Genomic DNA, 18,426 nt, shown 5'->3' with positions numbered 1-18,426 from the left:
CGTCTGGCCTGTGCTCGGCAGGCTTCAGTCCGCGGCGGGCGCTGGCTGGATGGCAAGCTGGTCGGCCAGGCGCACGAATGCAGCCAGGTCCAGCTGCTCGGGGCGCAAGCCGCCGTCGACGCCGGCGGCTTCGATTTCAGCATTGCTCAGCAAAGCCTTGAGCGTGTTGCGCAGGGTCTTGCGACGCTGGTTGAAGGCCTCGCGTACCACGCGTTCGAGCAGCTTGTGATCCTTGGCCGGATGCGGCAGTACAGCGTGTGGCACCAGGCGCACGATGGCCGAATCGACCTTCGGCGGCGGGTTGAATGCGCCAGGGCCGACATTGAACAGGTGTTCGACGCGGCAGTGGTACTGGACCATGATCGACAAGCGGCCCCAATCACCGCCGCCAGGCCCTGCGGCCAGGCGCTCGACCACTTCCTTTTGCAGCATGAAGTGCATGTCGCGGATGATCCCTGCGTTATTCAGCAGGTGGAAAATCAGCGGCGTAGAGATGTTGTACGGCAGGTTGCCCACCACGCGCAGGCTGTTCGGCGCGGCGTTGAGGCTGTTGAAGTCGAACTTCAGCGCATCGCCCTGGTGCAGGTTGAAGTTGGGCTTGTTAGCGAACTGCTGGTTGAGGATCGGGATCAAGTCCTTGTCCAGTTCCACTACGTCCAGTTGCCCACCGCTGGCCAGCAGGCCTTGGGTCAGTGCGCCCTGGCCCGGGCCGATTTCCAGCAGACGGTCTTCGGGTTTGGCATGGATGGAGCGCAGGATGCGGTCGATCACGCCAGCGTCGTGCAGGAAGTTTTGCCCGAAGCGCTTGCGCGCCCGGTGTTGGTAATGCTCGGTCATATACGGGTCTCGGCCATCTGATAGGCGGTTTCCAGGGCCACGTGCAGGCTGCCGGTATCGATCTTGCCGCTGCCCGCCAGGTCCAGGGCAGTGCCATGGTCGACGGAGGTGCGGATGATCGGCAGGCCCAGTGTCACGTTGACGGCGGCGCCGAAGCCTTTGTATTTAAGCACCGGCAGCCCCTGGTCATGGTACATCGCCAGCACTGCGTCGCAGTGCTCCAGATATTTGGGGGTAAACAGAGTGTCTGCAGGCAATGGGCCGCGCAGGTCCATGCCTTCTTGGCGCAGACGCTCCAGGGTGGGTTCGATGATGTCGATTTCTTCATGGCCCAAGTGGCCGCCTTCACCGGCGTGGGGGTTGAGCCCACAGACCAGGATACGCGGTTGGGCGATGCCGAATTTCTGTTGCAGGTCGGCGTGCAGGATGCGCGTGACGCGCTCCACCCGCTCGACGGTGATGGCGTCGGCAATTTCACGCAGCGGCAGGTGCGTGGTCACCAGGGCGACGCGCAGGCCGCGGGTGGCCAGCATCATCACGACTTGTTCGGTGTGGGTCAGTTCGGCGAGGAATTCGGTATGCCCGGAAAAGGCGATCCCGGATTCGTTGATCACGCCCTTGTGCACCGGTGCGGTGATCATCCCGGCGAAGTCGCCGTCGATGCAGCCTTGGCCGGCACGGGTCAGGGTTTCCAGGACGAACGCGGCATTGGCAGTGTCCAGTTGCCCGGCCACCACCTTGGCTTGCAGTGGGGTGTCCCACACATACAGGCTGCCGGCGGGGGCGGGCAGGTCGGGCCAGTTGCCTGGCGCCACGTCCAGCAAACTGACAACCACACCCAGCTGCGCGGCCCGCTCAAGGAGCAGGTCACGGCTGGTAATGGCAATCAGGGGGTGTGGCTGGGGGTGCGAGGCGAGCAGCAGGCACAGGTCTGGACCAATGCCGGCCGGCTCGCCGGGTGTTACCGCGAAACGCTGGGGTTTCACTGGGTTGCCTGGTCGGTGCCTGTTTGCTCGGCGCCTGGCAGCTTGTTCTCTACGTAGGCTTCGTCACGGATCTGACGCAACCAGGTTTGCAGCTCTTCGTCGTATTTGCGGTTACGCAGTACAGACAGGGCTTGTTGCTCGCGGGCCTGGCTGGTGTTGTCGGTGGCGCGACGGCCAAGGACTTCCAGCACGTGCCAGCCATATTGGGTCTTGAACGGCTTGGACAATACACCCTGCGGGGTATCGGCCATCACCTGTTGGAACTCCGGCACCAGGGCTTTCGGGTCGATCCAGTTCAGGTCGCCGCCGTTGAGGGCGGAACCCGGGTCTTCCGAGAAGCTCTTGGCCAGGGTGGCGAAGTCTTCACCGCTTTGGATGCGGTCGTAGATCTTCTGGGCCAGTTCCTTGGTCTGGGCTTCGGTGCGGATTTCGCTAGGTTTGACCAGGATATGACGAACGTGCACTTCGTCTTTCAGCGAGGTCTCGCCGCCGCGTTTCTCCAGCAACTTCAGGATGATGAAGCCGCCCGGCGTACGTGCTGGCTGAGTGATTTCACCCGGCTGCATGGCGCTCAGCTCACGATCGAACGGAGGTGGCAATTGAGCGGCTTTACGCCAGCCCATGTCACCGCCGTCCAGGGCGTTGTCGCTGCCTGACTTGGCGATAGCCATCTGAGCAAAGTCGGCGCCTTGCTTGAGTTGGTTGTAAATTTCCTGGGTTTTCGCCGCTGCTGCATTGAGCTGTTCGGAGTTGGCGCTGTCCGGGGTAGGGATCAGGATGTTGGCCAGGTGCAGTTCTTCGGAAAGCTGCATCTTGCCCAGGTCCGAGGCCAGGAAGTTCTTCACTTCCTGCTCGGAGACCTGCACCCGCTCAGCCACACGACGCTGACGCACACGGCTGATGATCATTTCGCGACGGATCTGGTCACGGGCGTCCTCATAGGACAAGCCGTCGTGGGCCAGGGCGGCACGGAACTGGTCAATGCTCATATTGTTGCGCTGAGCGATGGTGCCAACCGCCTGGTTCAGTTCTTCGTCCGAAATACGGATGCCCGAACGCTCGCCGATCTGCAGTTGCAGGTTCTCGACGATCAGGCGTTCCAGCACCTGTTGGTCCAGCACGCTGGTCGGTGGCACGCCACCGCCACGCTTGGCGATGGTTTGCTGAACTTCCTTGACGCGTTGGTCCAGCTGGCTCTGCATGATCACGTCGTTATCGACGATGGCCACCACTTTATCCAGCTGTTGAACCGCAGCGTGTGCCGATGCGGTACCCAGGAACAGCGCGCCCAGTACGAGCGGGCGCAGACAATCAGAAAGCTTGGTCTTCACGTTCACGATAACCTTCAATGCCTTTGTCGAGGAAGCTCTCTACCTTGGCGCCGGTCAGGCCGCCGAGTCCTTTGAGGACGATCTGCAGGAAGAGCCCGTGGTCACCCTTTTCGTTAAGCGGGGCGATCTGGCTGTATTCGTCGTTGGCAACCCAGTAACGGTTGATGACACGCAGTTTCCAGCAGCAGTTGTCGTACTCGAAACCACCGAAGGCTTCCAGGGTACGGTTGCGGGCATAGTCATACTGCCAGCGGGTGATCAGGTTCCACTGTGGAACGATCGGCCACATCATCGAGAAGTCGTGTTGCTGGATTTTGTAGTAATCCTTCACGAAGTTCGCGTCGCCTTCCTTGCCATAGTCACCACCGAACTGCCATTTGCCGGTCAGCTGGTTGTACACCACCTGATCGTTGCGATAGCGGTAGCCGAGGTTGACGACCTTGTTCGGGTTGTCTTCCGGCTGGTAGTGGAACATCGCGCTGCCGGAACGAGGACTGTGGTTCTCGGTGTCCCAGTTGTAGTCGGCAGTGGCGCGCCAGTCGCGGTTGAAGCGGAACTCGTAGTCCAGGGCGATTGGCGATACGTCGGACTGTGCGTCGGCACGGTCGGCAGCGAGTACACCTGGCAGTTGGACTTCGCGATCCTTGAAATACACCGCCTGGCCGACGGCGACGCGCTGACGTTCGAAGCCGTTTTCTTCGATCCAGCGGCTGGTCACACCCAGGGAGAGCTTGTTCTCGTCGCCGATCCGGTCGGAGCCGCTGAAGCGGTTGTCACGGAACAGCGAGGCGTAGCTGAACGAGTACTCACTGGTGTCGAATACCGGGATGTCGCTCTGGTCCTTGTTCGGTACGTACAAGTAGAAGGCGCGCGGTTCAAGAGTCTGGCGATAATCTTTGCCGAACCAGTTGGTGTCGCGGTCGAAGTACAGGCCGCTGTCGACACTGGCGACTGGCACGGCACGGTCTTGTGAACTCTTGAACTTCTGGCCATTTGTGGCCATGTAGGTCTTGCCTACATTGTCCAGGTCCAGATCGTACTTGGTGTAGACGTACTTGAGCTTCGGCGTAATGAAACCGTAGGTCGACTCCATCGGGTATGAGACAGCCGGGGCAGCGTTCAGGCGAGTACCGTTTGCACGGGTCAGGCCTCTGACATTGGTGTCCAGGCGAGGGGTGACTGTTACCCCATCCTGAGAAACAAAGTCGCCACTTAGAAGATTTCGCTCAAACCGAACTGCTTCGGTCTCGTAAGTGAAATCCAGGCCGCCCGGATGGTAAGGCAGTGCACCGTTAAAGGTGATCTGCGGCAAACGGTCATACGGCGTGATCTGGGAAATCGTCGCCAGCTGGTAAGCCTGCACATTCAGGCGCGCCTGATAGGAGTCGCCACGGTAGGCCACCGAACCTTGCTGGTTCAGGAAGTCGCGACTTTCCACACCTTCCTGATAGGCCTTGAGGTCCTGGAAGTAGTACGGATCGCTGATCTTGGTGTAGTCGACCTGAGTCGTCAGGCGTGAATCCAGCCCACCCCTGTGCTGCCAATTGAGCATATAGCGGGTTTTTTCGTAATCGGTCTGCTTCTTGCGCTCGTCGCTATCGTCATTCAGGTACGCCCCACCGAACTGACCTTCGCTGGACTTGGTGAGGTAGCGGAATTCGCCTTCCATCAACATGCCGCGCTTGGTCATGTATTGCGGGTACAACGTGGCGTCGTAGTTGGGCGCCAGGTTGAAGTAGTACGGCGTGACCAGGGTAAAGCCGGTTTCGCTGCCGGTGCTGAAGCTCGGCGGCAGGAAGCCGGACTGACGACGGTCGTCGATCGGGAAATAGATGTAAGGGGTGTACAGGATCGGAATGTTCTTGATCCGCAACGTCGCGTTGGTGGCCGTACCGAAACCGGTCGCCGGGTTCAACGTGATGTTGTTGCCCTTGAGCTGCCAGGCGTTGCTGTCCGGCTCGCAGGTGGTGTACGTACCGTCCTTGAGACGGATGATCGCGTTTTCGGCACGCTTGGCGTACAGCGCGCTGCCGCGGATACGCGACTTGTGCATCACGTATTCGGCGTTGTCGATCTGTGCCGCACCGGTATCCAGCTGGACTTCGGCATGGTCGCCGACGATCAGCGCGCCGTTGTCGCGCAGACGGACCTTGCCGTTCAGCTCGCCACGGTTCTCGGCCTGATACAGGCTGGCCTCATCGGATTCCATCTGCATGCTGCCCTGACGCATGACGACGTCACCGGCCAGGGTCGCGACCTGTTGTTCCTGCTCGTAACGAGAGGCCTTGGCACCGATGAAGGTCGGCGCATCGCTCTGTTTCGTCTTGTCGTTCATGCCAGGACGAGTCGGCTCGATATACGCACCGCCGCAATACGGGCCGGTTTCGGCCAGTTGGGCAGCGGTCAGCTTCTCGCGGGGTACCCAGTCCAGGTGGCTGTAGTCGGCGCTGCGCGAACGCAGGCCACGGCCCTTGGATTCGGTGACCAGTGCGGTCTGCGGCGCGGCGTCGGCGCTGCCGCCGGTTTCGCCTTGCGACGCAACGGCGGTCGAGCCAGCGGCGGCACCGTCGTGCACCGGACGCGGTGGCAATGGGGCTGCGGCGGTTTTCGGCGCGCAATCCCAGGCACCCGAAGCAGAGACTGAGCAGTCATACTGTTCCGCGGCGACCACGAATGAGGTGGCGAAGGGTTGCAAGGCCAGCAGACTGCCGGTTACCAGCAACGGAAATTTTCTACGAAACGCGGGGGATTTCAATGCCATCTTATTAGTCCGGGCTTCCTGCGTGCCATCTGCCCGCGGTTTGGGCCGCACGCCTCTCGATGGTCTGAAAAAGATGCGTGATAATAAAGCATGCCCCGCTTGACGGCTAGCGCCGTCGGAGACCCTTGTAATGCCCGAGCAAGATCTACGTTTACAACAGCTGGAAGTCTGGCTGGATGAGCAGTTACCGATCCTTTTCAACGCTCAAGGCTGGGGTGCCGTACCCCCGGCAACATTGACCGCAGCCAGCAGCGACGCGAGTTTCAGGCGTTACTTCCGCTGGGAAGGCGGTGGTCGCACGTTCGTCGTGATGGACGCCCCACCCCCCCAGGAAAACTGCAAACCTTTCGTCGATATCGCGCATTTGCTGGCGAAATCGGGAATAAATGTGCCAAAAATTTATGCAGAAGATTTGCCGCGCGGCTTTCTTTTGCTCAATGACCTGGGCACAAAAACCTATCTGGACGTGATCGACGAGCAAAACGCCGACCCATTGTTCGCCGATGCCATCAACGCCCTGCTGGCCTTCCAGCAATTGCCGATGGACGCGCCACTGCCCAGCTATGACGTGGCTTTGCTGCGCCGCGAGCTGGAATTGTTTCCCGAGTGGTACGTGCGTCGCCACCTGGGTCGTGAACTGGATACCCACCAGCAAGCGCTGTGGCAACGCGCCAGCGACCTGCTGATCGACAGCGCCCTGGCCCAGCCGAAAGTGCTGGTGCACCGCGACTACATGCCGCGCAACCTGATGATCAGCACGCCCAACCCCGGCGTACTGGACTTCCAGGACGCGGTCTACGGCCCGGTGACCTACGACATCACCTGCCTGTTCAAGGATGCGTTTCTCAGCTGGCCCCAGGCTCGTGTGCGTGAATGGCAGCGCGGCTACTGGGAGCGCGCTGTGCAGGCCGGAATTCCGGTACAGGCGCAATTTGATGACTTCCTGCGCGCCAGCGACCTGATGGGCGTGCAGCGTCATCTCAAGGTCATCGGCATTTTTGCGCGGATCTGCCATCGCGACGGCAAACCCCGCTACCTGGCCGATGTACCGCGCTTCTTTGCTTATATAGAAGCGGTGCTGGCGGATCGCCCTGAGCTGGGCGAATTGGCCGAACTGCTGACCAGCCTGCGCCAGCCCGCCGAGGCGACTGTATGAAGGCCATGATCCTGGCCGCCGGCAAAGGTGAGCGGATGCGTCCGCTCACCCTGCACACGCCTAAACCGCTGGTGCAGGCCGGCGGCAAGCGCCTTATCGAGTATCACCTGGAGGCGCTGGCCAAGGCCGGTTTCACTGAAATCGTGATCAACCATGCCTGGCTCGGCCAGCAGATCGAAAGTTACCTGGGCGACGGCGCGCAGTTCGGCTTGCGTATCCAGTACTCGCCGGAGGGCGAACCGCTGGAGACTGGTGGCGGGATTTTCCAGGCCTTGCCGTTGCTGGGGGATGAGCCATTTCTGGTGGTCAACGGCGACATCTGGACCGACTACGATTTCAGCCGACTGCGCCAGCCGCTCCAGGGCCTGGCCCATCTGGTGATGGTCGATAACCCGGCACATCACCCCTCGGGCGGTGATTTCTACCTCGATCAAGGTTTGCTTCATGATGCTGCGCCCGGTGCCGATAACCTGACCTTCAGTGGCATTTCTGTGCTCGACCCGCAGCTGTTCGCGGGTTGCAGCGCCGGTGCCTTCAAGCTGGCGCCGCTGTTGCGGGCGGCGATGGCCAAGGATTTGGTAACGGGGGAGCGCATGGCGGGACGCTGGATTGATGTCGGTACGCTGGAGCGCCTGGCGCAAGTCGAAACCCTGCTGACAGCGGGGCAGTAACATGCTGTGGCCAGGGACGCTGATCGGCGCCGGGGCTGGCTTTGCCATTGCCAGTATTCCGGGGGCCATGTTGGGTGCGCTGTTGGGGCAGGCGCTGGATCGGCGGTTGCACCTGCAAAACTGGGCGCAACTGCGCGAGCGCCTCGGCGGGCGGCCAGCGTTGCGCAACGACGAGTTGTTGTTTGTGCTGCTGGGTCGCCTGGCCAAAAGCAATGGCCGGATCGTCGACGGGCATATCCAGCAGGCGCGCCAGGAAATGCGCGCGCTGGATATGTCCGAGCCTGCCCAGCGCCGGGCGATTGCCGCGTTCAACCGCGGCAAGTCCGGCACCGACCGCGTGCGCAGCTACTTGCGCGTGCTCAAGGCCCAGCCCCATGCCGCGGAAGGTGTATTGCGTGCCTGTTGGCGCATGGTCTGGGCGGACGGCAAGGCGGATGACGCCGAGCGCGATCTGATCGAGCAATGGGGTAAATGGCTGGGCTGGACGCCGCAACAGTTGCAGGCATTGGCGACTGACTACAAGCCGGAACGCAAACCGCTAGTGAGCCGGGGAATGTCCTATCAGGACGCGTTGCGCCTGCTCGCCGTGACGGCCACCACTGAACCTGCGGTGATCAAACGTGCCTATCGGCGCCTGCTCAGCCGCCACCATCCGGACAAGATTGCTGGCACTGGCGCAAGCCCCGCGCAAGTGCTTGAGGCCACCGAACGTACCCGCGAGCTGCACAGCGCGTTTGCATTGATTCGCGAGCGCCGGGATTTCCGCTAGTCGTCGCCAGTCTTGATTTGATAACCCATTCCAATGTGGGGGTGGGCTTGCTCGCGAATGCGGTGGTTCAGTCAAAACATCTGTGACTGATACTCCGCCTTCGCGAGCAAGCCCGCTCCCACAAGGGGATCAGCGGTGTTCTTTGAGTCTGCGATCAGTCGGCGGTTGCCTGCGGGCTCAACCAGCCACGAATCCGTCGATACAGCTGCTCCTGCTCCGCCGCGCTGTTGCCCGGCACGGTTTTAAGTGACACCTGCTTATAACCGTCATTTTTCGATCGCTTGGCGGCCTGGACGCGCTCCAGAGCTGCCTTGCGATCCTGGGCGGCGTCTTGATAGAACACATCCGCCGTGGGCACCTTCAGCTCCGGAGCCAGTTGTTGCAAATTCGGCTGGCGACCTGCGGGCGTTTTGCCGGCGACCATCACCAGTTTCTGCACCTGGGCCGGTTGTTTCTCGCTGAGATAACGCGCCGCCCACCAGGCGCCGGTGCCGTGGCCGAGCAGCACCACACTGCGCGCACCCTGGGTCTGGGCGAAGGCGACGGCGGCGTCGATGCGGTCGAAGATGCGCTTGGCGTCGGTTTTGTCGCTCTCGTCCGCACCTGGCACCACCGCCGGATCGGTGCCTTCGGCTTCGGCGCTGGCCGCTTGTTCGATGGGCTTGGCGGCGGTGCTGCCGTCTTTGCTGCTGGTGTCGACCGCTGCCTTCGGCGCTTCGATCACCCGAGGTGGCAAGGTGTCGATGTTGATGTCGGGCAGCGAGAGGCTGAGGGTGCCCCAATTGGCATTGGGCAGTTTGCGCCGCAGCGGTGCAATTGCTTGCGGCCAGTCAGCACTTTCGCCGGCGCCCGGTACGATAATCACCACGCCTTCGGGTTCGGCGCTGTTGGCTGGTTTCCACAAGGCCAGGAAGGTATCGCTGGCGGCCTGCAGTTGTTGCTGTTCCTCGCGCGGAACCTGGCGTTCCAGGGCGCTGGCATCTTCCTGGCTACGCTCCGGCAGGGGTTGGCGCACGGCAGGTGTTTCGGCGGCGGGGGCAGGCGCATCGGCGGCCTGCGCAGAAAAGCCGCTGGTAAAGAGCAGCGACAGGCACAATGCTGGCAGTGCCGAGCGGTTTCGAGGTGGCATCGTTGGTTTCCGGCCGTAAGTGATTCCAGCAGCCTAATGGGTTGGTCAGTATTTGTCAGTGATGTGAGACGTGGATCATGGGTTTTCGCTGTCTGCTGGTTATCGGCTGTTTGTGGTTTCCCTTGATGGCGGGAGCCACGCCTGTCTCTGCGGCGCCGCAAGCGCAGCTGGATGCCGGGCAACGGGAATGGTTGGCCGCGCACCCGCAGCTGCGCGTCGGCCTGGTGCTGCAGGCGCCCTACGCGCAGTACGACCGGCGCTTGCAGCGCTTGTCGGGGGCCAATGTCGAGTTGATGCAGTGGCTGGCCAAGGCGTTGAACATCGAACTGAGCTGGCGCAACTTTCCCACCCAGGAGCAACTGGAAGAGGCGTTGCGCGACGGTGAGGTCGACATCGCCCCCGGCTTGCAGCAAACCCCGGCCGGTTTGCGCCTGTGGTTGTTCACCGATCCGTATATGCGGGTGCCCCAACATATCGTCGGGACCCGTGAAGGTGGCGGCGCCGTCGAGTTGGAAAAACTCGACGAACTCTCACGCATCGCCGTGCGTATGCCCAGTGCCGTGGCCGACTACCTGCGCAGTACCTATCCCAAACTGAACCTGCAAGGCGTGCCCATGGAGCGCCAGGCCTTGCAATTGCTGCTCAGCCAGCAAGCGCGCTACGCCGTGGTGGATGAGGCGCAATTGAGCCGGCTGTCGGGTGAGGCGGAATTCGCCGGGCTGGCGGTGGTGGGGGACATCGGCCTGCCGCAATTGCTGCGGGTGGCCACGCGTCGCGAATGGCCGGAACTGGCCGGGATCATGCAAAGTGCGCTGCGCGCGATCCCCGCCCGGGATCTGGACCAACTGCACACCCGCTGGCTGCAACCCAAATACCCGCGGTTGTCGGAGTCGCCAGGGCTGTGGCAAAACCTCAGCCTGCTGCTCGGCCTGTTGCTGCTGGCCGGCCTGACGGCGCTGTTCTGGCAGCGGCGCCAGTTGCGCGGCCTGGAGCACAGCTTGCTCGGCGCGCGGGAAGAAAGCGCCGCGCGTGCGGCGGGCGCCGAGGCGTTGCGGTTGACGCAGTTTTCCATCGATCAAAGCACCGTCGGCATTCTGTGGGTCAACTGGGACAGCCATGTGCGCTACGCCAACCGTGCGGCGGAAAGCATGCTTGGCTACGCGCCCGGAGCCTTGATCGAGCGACCGCTGATCGATTTTGATCCGACCCTGGACATGGATCGTTGGCTCAACCTGTGGAAGCGCGCCCGCGCCAGCGACGACGCCCCGCAGAACTTTGCCACCGACTGCCTGCGCGCCGATGGCAGCATCCTGCCGGCCGATGTGTCGTTGAGCTTCCTGCGCTTTGCCGACGGCGAATACCTGGTGGTCTACCTCAATGACGTCACCGAACGCCGTCGCTACGTGGCCGCGTTGCTGCAGAGCGAGGCGCAACTGCGCGAACTGTCCGCGCACCTGGAAACCGTGCGTGAAGAAGAAAAAGCGCGCATCGCCCGCGAAGTGCACGACGAACTGGGACAGATGCTCACCGTGCTCAAGCTGGAAACCTCCATGTGCGAGTTGGCCTACGCCCAACTCGACCCCGGCCTGCAGGAGCGCCTGAACAGCATGAAGCGCCTGATCGCCCAACTGTTCCAATTGGTGCGCGATGTGGCCACCGCGTTGCGCCCGCCGATTCTCGACGCCGGGATCGCCTCGGCCATCGAATGGCAGGCGCGGCGCTTCGAAGCGCGTACGCAGATTCCCTGCCTGGTGCAGGTCCCGGATAATCTACCCGCCTTGAGCGATGCCAAGGCCATCGGCCTGTTCCGCATCCTGCAGGAGGCGCTGACCAATGTGATGCGCCATGCCCAGGCGCATACTGTCGAACTGACCCTGGCTGTGGAGGATTCGGACTTGCGGCTGACCATCAGCGATGACGGCGTCGGTTTTGTCCAGGCCCAGGGCCGCCCGGTATCGTTTGGCCTGGTCGGCATGCGGGAGCGCGTGTTGATCATGGGCGGGCAGTTGAGCCTGGACAGCGAGTTGGGGGAGGGCACCACCCTGAGTGTCACGGTGCCGTTGGATGCATAACACCAAGAGGAAGTCCCTGTGATCCGCGTACTGGTAGCCGAAGACCACACCATCGTTCGAGAAGGCATCAAGCAATTGATCGGCCTGGCCAAAGACCTGCTGGTGGTCGGCGAGGCGAGCAATGGCGAGCAGTTGCTGGAGACCTTGCGCCATGTGGCGTGCGAGGTGGTGCTGTTGGACATCTCGATGCCCGGCGTCAACGGCCTGGAGGCGATTGCGCGGATCCGTGCATTGAACAACCCGCCGGCGATCCTGGTGTTGTCGATGCACGATGAGGCGCAAATGGCCGCTCGTGCGTTGAAGGTCGGTGCCGCCGGTTACGCCACCAAGGACAGCGATCCGGCGCTGTTGCTCACGGCAATTCGCAAGGTCGCGGCAGGCGGGCGTTATATCGACCCGGACCTGGCCGACCGCATGGTCTTCGAGGTCGGCCTGACCGATGCGCGGCCGCTGCATTCGTTGCTGTCGGAGCGCGAGTTCTCGGTGTTCGAACGCCTGGCCCAGGGCGCCAACGTCAACGACATCGCCCAGCAACTGGCGTTGAGCAGCAAAACCATCAGCACCCACAAGGCGCGCTTGATGCAAAAACTCAATATCACCTCCCTGGCCGAACTGGTGAAGTACGCGATGGAACACAAGCTCCTCTGACGACATACCCAATAACGACACCCCGAAAATCTCGCCGCACCTATTCTTGCCGCTTGCGGCTCACCCCTTGCGCCGGCACTGTCCCGTGCGCGCCATCCGTGTAGGGCAATCCCTACCCCCAACCTTCCATCCGGCTGATGCAATTCTCTCCCGGCCCCCGATTTCCGGGGCCTCGCGCCTGGACTACGCTTGTGCCACAGCAGTCCAAAATACAAAGGTGCGGGTATGAGCGAGGTGGATTCAAATGAGGTCCTGGTCAGCTTTCGTGGCGTGCAGAAGAGCTACGACGGCGAGAACCTGATCGTCAAAGACCTCAACCTGGAGATTCGCAAGGGCGAGTTCCTCACCCTGCTCGGGCCTTCCGGTTCGGGCAAGACCACCAGCCTGATGATGCTTGCCGGCTTTGAAACGCCGACCGCCGGCGAAATCCAGCTGGCCGGGCGCGCCATCAACAATGTGCCGCCGCACAAGCGCGACATCGGCATGGTGTTCCAGAACTACGCGCTGTTCCCGCACATGACCGTCGCCGAGAACCTGGCGTTCCCGCTGTCGGTGCGCGGCCTGAGCAAGACCGACATCAGCGAGCGGGTCAAACGTGTGCTGAGCATGGTCCAGCTCGACGCCTTCGCCCAGCGCTACCCGGCGCAATTGTCCGGCGGCCAGCAGCAGCGTGTGGCCCTGGCCCGCGCCTTGGTGTTCGAACCGCAATTGGTGCTGATGGATGAACCCCTCGGCGCCCTCGACAAGCAACTGCGTGAACACATGCAGATGGAGATCAAGCACCTGCACCAGCGCCTCGGCGTGACCGTGGTGTACGTGACCCATGACCAGGGCGAAGCCTTGACCATGTCCGACCGTGTGGCGGTGTTCCACCAGGGCGAGATCCAGCAGATCGCCCCACCGCGCACACTTTATGAAGAGCCGAAGAACACCTTCGTCGCCAACTTCATCGGCGAAAACAACCGCCTCAATGGCCGCCTGCACAGCCACTCCGGCGAGCGCTGCGTGGTCGAGCTGGCGCGCGGTGAGAAGGTCGAGGCACTGGCGGTCAACGTCGGCCAGATCGGTGGCCCGGTGACCCTGTCGGTGCGCCCGGAGCGCGTCAGCCTCAATGGTTCCAGCGAAAGTTGCGTCAACCGCTTCTCGGGGCGGGTGGCGGAATTCATCTACCTGGGCGACCACGTGCGTGTGCGCCTGGAAGTCTGCGGCAAGGCCGATTTTTTTGTGAAACAACCGATTGCCGAGCTGGACCCGGCCCTGGCAGTCGGCGACGTGGTTCCGATTGGCTGGCAAGTCGAGCACGTTCGCGCACTCGACCCACTTCTAGAGGCGAATTAATCGCCCCCATGGCTTCACCAACCCTGCACGTGGAGAGAACAACAATGTTGAGAACCCTGAAATTTTCCGCCCTGGCCCTGGGCCTGATCGGTGCGACCCAGGCCATGGCCGGCCCGGACCTGACTGTCGTGTCCTTCGGTGGCGCGAACAAGGCCGCCCAGGTCAAGGCCTTCTATGCCCCGTGGGAAAGCGCGGGCAACGGCAAGATCGTCGCTGGCGAGTACAACGGTGAAATGGCCAAGGTCAAGGCCATGGTCGACACCAAGAGCGTGTCCTGGGACCTGGTGGAAGTGGAGTCGCCGGAGCTGTCCCGTGGCTGTGACGAAGACATGTTCGAGCCGTTGGACCCGAAACTGTTCGGCAACACCGCCGATTACGTTAAAGGCGCGATCCAGCCGTGCGGCGTGGGCTTCTTCGTGTGGTCCACGGTGTTGGCCTACAACGCCGACAAACTGGCCAGCGCGCCTACCAGCTGGGCGGATTTCTGGGACGTGAAGAAATTCCCGGGCAAGCGCGGCCTGCGCAAGGGCGCCAAGTACACCCTGGAATTCGCGCTGATGGCCGACGGCGTTGCGCCGAAGGACGTCTACAAAGTACTGGCCGGCAAAGATGGCCAGGACCGCGCGTTCAAGAAACTCGACGAACTCAAGCCGTCGATCCAGTGGTGGGAAGCTGGCGCGCAACCGCCGCAGTACCTCGCCTCGGGTGACGTGGTGATGAGCTCGGCCTACAACGGCCGCATCGCCGCCGTGCAGAAAGAAAGCAACCTGAAAGTGGTGTGGAACGGCGGTATCTACGATTTCGACGCATGGGCCATTCCTAAAGGCCTGGCCAAGGACCGTGCCGAAGCGGCGAAGAAATTCATCGCCTTCTCGGTACAGCCGCAGCAGCAGAAGACCTACTCGGAAAACATCGCCTACGGCCCCGCCAACACCCAAGCCGTACCGTTGCTGGCCAAGGACATCCTCAAGGACATGCCGACCACCCCGGAAAACATCGCCAACCAGGTGCAGATCGATGTGAGCTTCTGGGCGGATAACGGCGAGCAGTTGGAGCAGCGTTTCAACTCGTGGGCTGCCAAGTAATCAGCAACACCGCTAAATCCATGTGTAGTGGGCTTGTGTGGGAGCGGGCTTGCTCGCGAAGGCGGTAGATCAGCCGCCACATGTGCAAGCTGATCCACCGCCTTCGCGAGCAAGCCCGCTCCCACATGGGATCTGCTGTGTTCAGTAGATTGCATTCATTTTCAGATTTCCCGGAGTTAGCCATGGCCATCGCCGTTCCCTCTAACGAGGTCAACAGCCCCACCCTCAAGCAGCGTCTGGCGCATGCCGAGCGGGTCAATCGCTGGAAGGCCCAGGCCTTGATTGCGCCGCTGGTGCTGTTTTTGCTGCTGGTGTTCCTGGTGCCAATCGTTGCGCTGCTGTTCAAGAGCGTCGGCAACCCGGAAGTGGTGGGCGGCTTGCCGCGTACCGTGGTGGCGGTGACGGCCTGGGACGGGCGTGGCCTGCCGGGCGAGCCGGTGTATCAGGCCCTCAGTGAGGACCTGGGCGAAGCCCGCAAAAACCAGACCTTGGGCGACCTGTCCAAGCGCTTGAACATGGAACTGGCCGGCTATCGCAGCCTGCTGACCAAAACCGCCCGTGCGCTGCCGTTTACCGAAGCGCCGGCCTCTTATAAGCAAGCGCTGGAAAGCCTCGATGAACGCTGGGGCGACCCGGCGTACTGGCAGGCGATCCGGCGCAACACCAGCAGCCTGACGCCGTTCTACCTGCTGGCGGCCGTCGATCACCGCATCGACGACCTCGGTGAAGTCGCCCCGGCCACGCCGGACCAGGCGATCTACCTGGACATCTTCGCCCGTACCTTCTGGATGGGCCTGGTGATCACCGCCATCTGCCTGCTGCTGGCCTATCCCCTGGCCTACCTGCTGGCGAACCTGCCGGCGCGTAAAAGCAACCTGTTGATGATCCTGGTGCTGCTGCCGTTCTGGACCTCGATCCTGGTGCGGGTGGCGGCGTGGATCGTGTTGCTGCAATCCGGTGGCCTGATCAACAGCGCGCTGATGAGCATGGGCCTGATCGATAAACCGCTGGAGCTGGTGTTCAATCGCACCGGGGTCTACATCTCCATGGTGCACATCCTGCTGCCGTTCATGATCCTGCCGATCTACAGCGTGATGAAGGGCATCTCGCCCACCTACATGCGTGCGGCGATCTCCCTGGGCTGCCACCCGTTCACCAGCTTCTGGCGCGTGTACTTCCCGCAGACCTACGCCGGTGTGGGCGCCGGTTGCCTGTTGGTGTTCATCCTGGCGATTGGTTACTACATCACCCCGGCACTGCTGGGCAGCCCGAACGACCAGATGGTCAGCTACTTCGTGGCCTTCTACACCAACACCAGCATCAACTGGGGCATGGCCACGGCTCTGGGCGGCTTGCTGCTGCTGGCCACCGTGTTGCTGTACCTGATCTATAACCGGCTGGTGGGCGCCAGCCGCCTGCGCCTGAGCTAAGGAGACCTTGCGATGCTGAGCCCTTATATGTCGCCCGTTGAGCGGGTTTGGTTCTACAGCTTGCGGATCCTCTGCGGCTTGATCCTGTTGTTCCTGATATTGCCGGTATTGGTGATCATCCCGCTGTCGTTCAACAGCGGCAGTTTCCTGGTGTATCCGTTGCAGGGGTTTTCGTTGCATTGGTATCAGGACTTCTTCGGCTCGGCCGAATGGATGCGTGCGCTGAAAAACAGCATCATCGTCGCCCCGGCGGCCACGGTGTTGGCGATGGTGTTCGGTACCCTGGCGGCGATTGGCCTGACCCGTGGCAATTTCCCCGGCAAGGCGCTGGTGATGGCCCTGGTGATTTCGCCGATGGTGGTGCCAGTGGTGATCATCGGCGTGGCCAGTTACCTGTTCTTTGCGCCGCTGGGCCTGGGTAACAGCTTTTTCTCGCTGATCGTGGTGCATGCGGTACTGGGCGTGCCGTTTGTGATCATCACCGTGTCGGCGACGTTGCAGGGCTTCAACCATAACCTGGTGCGGGCGGCGGCGAGCCTGGGTGCTTCGCCTTTGACCGCGTTCCGTCGGGTGACTTTGCCGCTGATTGCACCGGGGGTGATTTCCGGGGCGTTGTTTGCCTTTGCGACGTCGTTTGATGAGGTGGTGGTGACGCTGTTTCTGGCCGGGCCTGAGCAAGCGACGTTGCCGCGCCAGATGTTCAGCGGTATCCGCGAGAACCTCAGCCCGACGATTGCTGCTGCCGCGACGTTGTTGATTGCCTTCTCGGTACTGCTGTTGCTGACATTGGAATGGCTGCGCGGCCGCAGCGAAAAACTGCGTACCGCACAGGTCTAACGTACCGAAACCGGATCAACTGTGGGAGCTGGCTTGCCTGCGATAGCTGTGGGCCAGCTTGCTTATTTGCTGCTGACACACCGCTAGCGCAGGCAAGCCAGCTCCCACATCGACCGTGCCCACTTTGAATTACCTCTGCATTCAGTTGCTGAATGGCTGACAACCTATTTCCCTCAGCTACGCTTGTGCCAGCCCATTTCCGAATAAGAGGCCGCGCACATGAGTACTTCCTCATTCAAGATCGCCCACAAACTGCTCACCGGCGCTGGCGCCATCGAACAACTGGCGTTTGAACTCACGCGCCTGGATGTGGATAACCCGCTGATTGTCACCGACGCTGCGTTGGTCAAGTCCGGCACCGTGGCGCTGGCGCTCGAACACCTGGGCGAGCGCAGTTACGAAATATTCGACCGCGTACTGCCCGACCCGGAAATCGCCATCGTCGAAGACTGCATGCGCGCCTACCGCGAAGGCGGGCATGACGGGCTGATCGGCCTGGGCGGCGGCAGTGCCATCGACATTGCCAAAAGCGTAGCCGCCTATGCCGGTTACCACGGCGCGCTGGCGGATTTGTTCGGTGTCGACCAGGTGCCGCGCAAGGGGCCGCCGCTGATCGCGATCCCGACCACGGCCGGCACTGGTTCGGAAGTGACCAACGTGGCGATCCTTTCCGACAAGGTCGCGCAACTGAAAAAAGGCATCGTCAGCGACTATCTGTTGCCGGATGTCGCGCTGATCAGCCCGCAAATGACCCTCACCTGCCCGCGTAGCGTGACTGCCGCCAGTGGCGTGGATGCGCTGGTGCATGCCATCGAGTCGTACCTGTCGCTAAATGCCTCGCCGATCACCGATGCGCTGGCGATTGGCGCAATCAAGCTGATCGCCAACGCGTTGCCCAAGGCTTACGCCAACCCGGCCAACTTGCAGGCCCGAGATGACATGGCCACCGCCAGCCTGATGGCCGGCATGGCCTTTGGTAATGCCGGCGTGGGCGCAGTGCATGCGCTGGCGTACCCGTTGGGCGGGCGGTTCAATATTGCCCATGGGGTGAGCAATGCGCTGTTGCTGCCGTATGTGATGCACTGGAACAAGCTGGCATGCGTGGAGCGCATGCAGGAGATTGCCCAGGCCATGGGCGTGAATGTCACGGGGATGAGCGCCGTCGATGCGGCCGATAGCGCTGTCGAGGCGATGACGCGACTGTGTGCCGCAGTCGAGATCCCGGCGGGCCTGCGCAGCTTCGGGGTGCCCGAGGACGCCATCCCGGCCATGGCCACCGAAGCGGCGGGCATTGAGCGGCTGATGCGCAACAATCCGCGCAAGCTCAGCGCGGCCGACATCGAGAAAATCTACCGGGCTGCCTACTAGCCGTTGAG

Annotated in this window: 15 protein-coding genes; 10 read left to right on the top strand and 5 right to left on the bottom strand. The window is 62.1% G+C overall.

Features of this window, described 5'->3' with window-relative positions; translation table 11 throughout:
• Window positions 1-24: 24 nt before the first annotated feature.
• From rsmA to PSH81_RS24530, 4 genes are read right to left on the bottom strand one after another with little or no spacing between them, the layout of a single operon-like run.
• Complete coding sequence (rsmA, locus tag PSH81_RS24545) at window positions 25-837, bottom strand: 16S rRNA (adenine(1518)-N(6)/adenine(1519)-N(6))-dimethyltransferase RsmA (protein ID WP_226454461.1); 813 nt, start codon at window positions 835-837, stop codon at window positions 25-27.
• Complete coding sequence (pdxA, locus tag PSH81_RS24540; protein WP_305391626.1) at window positions 834-1,823, bottom strand: 4-hydroxythreonine-4-phosphate dehydrogenase PdxA; 990 nt, start codon at window positions 1,821-1,823, stop codon at window positions 834-836. The genes rsmA and pdxA overlap by 4 nt, the downstream gene beginning before the upstream one ends.
• Window positions 1,820-3,160 (bottom strand): peptidylprolyl isomerase, encoded by a 1,341-nt coding sequence (locus tag PSH81_RS24535; protein ID WP_226454460.1) that lies wholly within the window; start codon window positions 3,158-3,160, stop codon window positions 1,820-1,822. The genes pdxA and PSH81_RS24535 overlap by 4 nt, the downstream gene beginning before the upstream one ends.
• Window positions 3,135-5,915 (bottom strand): LPS-assembly protein LptD, encoded by a 2,781-nt coding sequence (locus PSH81_RS24530; protein WP_305391625.1) that lies wholly within the window; start codon window positions 5,913-5,915, stop codon window positions 3,135-3,137. The genes PSH81_RS24535 and PSH81_RS24530 overlap by 26 nt, the downstream gene beginning before the upstream one ends.
• A 130-nt stretch (window positions 5,916-6,045) precedes the next feature.
• Here PSH81_RS24530 and PSH81_RS24525 point away from each other — a divergent pair, with 130 nt between their 5' ends.
• The 3 genes from PSH81_RS24525 to PSH81_RS24515 are packed head-to-tail and all read left to right on the top strand — an operon-like array spanning window position 6,046 to window position 8,511.
• A complete protein-coding gene (locus tag PSH81_RS24525; protein ID WP_305391624.1) occupies window positions 6,046-7,071 on the top strand; it encodes an aminoglycoside phosphotransferase family protein in 1,026 nt (341 codons plus the stop codon).
• Window positions 7,068-7,742, top strand: a complete 675-nt coding sequence (murU, locus tag PSH81_RS24520) for an N-acetylmuramate alpha-1-phosphate uridylyltransferase MurU (RefSeq protein ID WP_305391623.1) — start codon at window positions 7,068-7,070, stop codon at window positions 7,740-7,742. The genes PSH81_RS24525 and murU overlap by 4 nt, the downstream gene beginning before the upstream one ends.
• Window position 7,743: 1 nt before the next feature.
• Window positions 7,744-8,511, top strand: a complete 768-nt coding sequence (locus PSH81_RS24515) for a TerB family tellurite resistance protein (RefSeq protein ID WP_192299797.1) — start codon at window positions 7,744-7,746, stop codon at window positions 8,509-8,511.
• A 154-nt stretch (window positions 8,512-8,665) separates the two neighbouring features.
• On the opposite strand, the gene PSH81_RS24510 is transcribed toward PSH81_RS24515, so the two are convergent.
• The gene (locus tag PSH81_RS24510) at window positions 8,666-9,640 is read right to left on the bottom strand and encodes an alpha/beta hydrolase family protein (RefSeq protein WP_305391622.1); all 975 of its coding nucleotides are present in this window, start codon (window positions 9,638-9,640) and stop codon (window positions 8,666-8,668) included.
• 77 nt (window positions 9,641-9,717) lie between these two features.
• On the opposite strand from PSH81_RS24510, the gene PSH81_RS24505 reads away from it, so the two are divergent.
• The 7 genes from PSH81_RS24505 to PSH81_RS24475 all read left to right on the top strand — a co-directional run bounded on the left by PSH81_RS24505 (window position 9,718) and on the right by PSH81_RS24475 (window position 18,418).
• On the top strand, window positions 9,718-11,712 hold the full coding sequence (locus PSH81_RS24505; RefSeq protein WP_305391621.1) for a sensor histidine kinase: 1,995 nt from the start codon (window positions 9,718-9,720) through the stop codon (window positions 11,710-11,712).
• Between the two features lie 18 nt (window positions 11,713-11,730).
• Window positions 11,731-12,360, top strand: coding sequence for a response regulator transcription factor (locus PSH81_RS24500; protein ID WP_038842984.1), 630 nt, complete (start codon window positions 11,731-11,733; stop codon window positions 12,358-12,360).
• A gap of 225 nt (window positions 12,361-12,585) precedes the next feature.
• A complete protein-coding gene (locus PSH81_RS24495; protein ID WP_226454456.1) occupies window positions 12,586-13,698 on the top strand; it encodes an ABC transporter ATP-binding protein in 1,113 nt (370 codons plus the stop codon).
• A gap of 44 nt (window positions 13,699-13,742) precedes the next feature.
• Window positions 13,743-14,783, top strand: coding sequence for an ABC transporter substrate-binding protein (locus PSH81_RS24490; protein WP_226454455.1), 1,041 nt, complete (start codon window positions 13,743-13,745; stop codon window positions 14,781-14,783).
• A 182-nt stretch (window positions 14,784-14,965) separates the two neighbouring features.
• The gene (locus tag PSH81_RS24485) at window positions 14,966-16,213 is read left to right on the top strand and encodes an ABC transporter permease (protein WP_226454454.1); all 1,248 of its coding nucleotides are present in this window, start codon (window positions 14,966-14,968) and stop codon (window positions 16,211-16,213) included.
• A gap of 12 nt (window positions 16,214-16,225) precedes the next feature.
• Window positions 16,226-17,050 (top strand): ABC transporter permease, encoded by an 825-nt coding sequence (locus PSH81_RS24480; protein WP_192299791.1) that lies wholly within the window; start codon window positions 16,226-16,228, stop codon window positions 17,048-17,050.
• A gap of 219 nt (window positions 17,051-17,269) precedes the next feature.
• The gene (locus PSH81_RS24475; RefSeq protein WP_226454453.1) at window positions 17,270-18,418 is read left to right on the top strand and encodes an iron-containing alcohol dehydrogenase; all 1,149 of its coding nucleotides are present in this window, start codon (window positions 17,270-17,272) and stop codon (window positions 18,416-18,418) included.
• Window positions 18,419-18,426 lie beyond the last annotated feature (8 nt).

Origin of the sequence: Pseudomonas sp. FP2335, assembly GCF_030687535.1 — a bacterium.
Taxonomy (GTDB): domain Bacteria; phylum Pseudomonadota; class Gammaproteobacteria; order Pseudomonadales; family Pseudomonadaceae; genus Aquipseudomonas.
The sequence above is the reverse complement of the archived record's forward strand: the minus strand, read 5'-3'. Positions and strand labels throughout refer to the sequence as shown.